At 68.5% G+C, this 2361-nt stretch carries 2 protein-coding genes; one reads left to right on the top strand and one right to left on the bottom strand.

The features are described from left to right. Positions 1-945: amino acid permease (locus A5646_RS27210; RefSeq protein WP_156748733.1), on the bottom strand; the 945-nt coding region annotated here is incomplete at its 3' end. A gap of 63 nt (positions 946-1008) precedes the next feature. Here A5646_RS27210 and A5646_RS27215 point away from each other — a divergent pair. Beyond that, positions 1009-2361 (top strand): NAD(P)/FAD-dependent oxidoreductase (locus A5646_RS27215; RefSeq protein ID WP_066860435.1); only part of this gene is annotated, 1353 nt, incomplete at its 3' end.

Consider the following 2361-nt stretch of genomic DNA (forward strand, 5'->3'; position numbering starts at 1 on the left):
GGTGGCCAGGTTCGCCTGCCCGCGGCCGCGGACCGTCTTGAGTTCGGTGTAGGACACCATGCCCGACAGCACCACCGCGACGGCGACGTAGAGCAGGGTCACGATGCCCAGCGACGCCAGGATTCCCCGCGGCACGTCGCGCTGCGGGTTCTTGGTCTCCTCGGCCATGGTGGCGACGATGTCGAACCCGATGAACGCGAAGAACACGATGGACGCCCCGGCCAGCACGCCGTACCAGCCGTAGTGGCTGCTGTGCGCGCCGGTCAGCAGCGACAGGACGGACTGGTCGATGCCTTTGGCCTCGCGACCGGCCTCCGGCTTGGGGATGAACGGCGAATAGTTGGCGCGCTTGATGTAGAAGACGCCGACCACCACGACGAAGAGCACCACCGACACCTTGATCGCGGTGACCACCGCGGAAAACCTTGATGACAGTTTGGTGCCCAGCGCGATCAGGGTCGCCACGCCGCCGACGATCACCAGCGCCCCCCAGTCGACCTGGGCCCCGCCGAAGCTGGCCGTGCCGCCGGCGAATCCGAAGACCGTGCCCAGATAGCTCGACCAGCCCTTGGCCACCACGGCGGCGCCGATCGCCAGTTCCAGCACGAGGTTCCAGCCGATGATCCAGGCCAGGAACTCCCCGAAGGTGGCATAGGAGAAGGTGTAGGCGCTACCGGCCACCGGCAACATCGAGGCGAACTCGGCGTAACACAGCGCGGCCAGCGCGCAGGTGCCCGCCGCGATCACGAACGACACCCAGATGGCCGGGCCGGTGATGTCCCCGGTGGTGGACGCGGTGACCGTGAAGATGCCCGCGCCGATCACCACCGCGACGCCGAAGACGACCAGGTCTCGCCAGGTCAGGTCCTTACGCAGCTTGGTGTCCGGCTCGTCGGTGTCGGCGATTGATTGCTCGATCGACTTGGTCCGCCATCGATTGGCCATGCATCAGCCCTTTCCCAACGCTGGGAGCCATTGGTCCGTCACAGTACTGGGTACTCTCCGCCAATGCCGGACAGCACAGCAACGGCCAGGGATCACGCCGTCGTCATCGGCGGGAGCATCGCCGGCCTTTGCGCCGCGCGGGCGCTCGCCGAGGCGTATTCGCGGGTGACGGTGTACGAACGCGACGAATTGCCGGCCGAACCGGCGAACCGGGCGACGGTGCCCCAGGACCGGCACCTGCACATGCTGATGGCGCGCGGGGCCATGGAATTCGAGGACCTGTTCCCCGGACTGCTGGACGACATGGTCGCCGCCGGTGTCCCCAAACTGGAAAACCGGCCCGACTGCATCCACCTGGGCGCCGCGGGCCACGTGCTGGGCACCGGCAGCACGTTGCGCGACGAGTTCACCGCCTACGTGCCCAGCCGCCCGCACCTCGAATGGCAGTTACGCACGCGCGTCCTCGGCATCGACAACGTGACAGTGGCGCGGCGCTCGGTGGCCGAGCCGCGCTTCGACCCGGCGCGACAGCGGGTGACCGGTGTGCTGCTGGATCCCGCCGGCCCGGACGGCGGCGATCAGGAGTTCGTGGCCGCGAACCTGGTCGTCGACGCGGCGGGCCGGGGCACCCGGCTGCCGGTGTGGTTGGAGCAGTGGGGATTCCAGCGTCCCGTCGAGCAAGAGATGAACATCGGCATCCATTACGCCACCCAGCAGTTCCGCATCCCCGACGGGCTGATCGCGGAGAAGGTGGTGGTCGCCGGCGCCTCTCACGACGAGTCCCTGGGCATGGGCATGCTGTGCTACGAGGACGGCACCTGGGTGCTGACCACGTTCGGCGTGGCGAACGCCAAACCGCCCAAGACCTTTCCCGAGATGCTGGAGCTGGCGCACCGGCTGCTTCCGGACCACTTCAACGCCGCCCTGACGCACGCCGAACCGCTGGGCGATCCGGCGTTTCACGCCTTCCCGGCCAGCAAGTGGCGCCGCTACGACAAGCTGGAGCGCCTCCCGGCCGGCATCCTCGCCTTCGGCGACGCGGTGGCCAGCTTCAACCCCACCTTCGGGCAGGGCATGACGATGACGTCGCTGCAGGCCGGTCATCTGCGCCGGGCCCTGCAACTGCCCGACGACCAGGTGGCCGCGGCGCTGAACCGGGCCACCGCCAAGAGCACCTTCCCGGTGTGGACGATGAACGCGATCGGCGACGTCACGTTCCACCACGCCGGCACCAAGGGAACCATCCCCTGGTGGTGGCGGCCCTCCGGGGCGCTGTTCGACCAATTCCTGGGCGCCGCCGAGACCGATCCCGTGCTCGCGGAATGGTTCCTGCGGCGCTTCTCGCTGCTGGACAGCCTGTATATGGTTCCGCCGCCGCGGATCATCGGCCGCGCCATGGCGCACAATCTGCGGCTC

It is taken from the genome of Mycobacterium sp. 1245499.0 (genome assembly GCF_001673615.1).
GTDB lineage: Bacteria > Actinomycetota > Actinomycetes > Mycobacteriales > Mycobacteriaceae > Mycobacterium > Mycobacterium europaeum_A.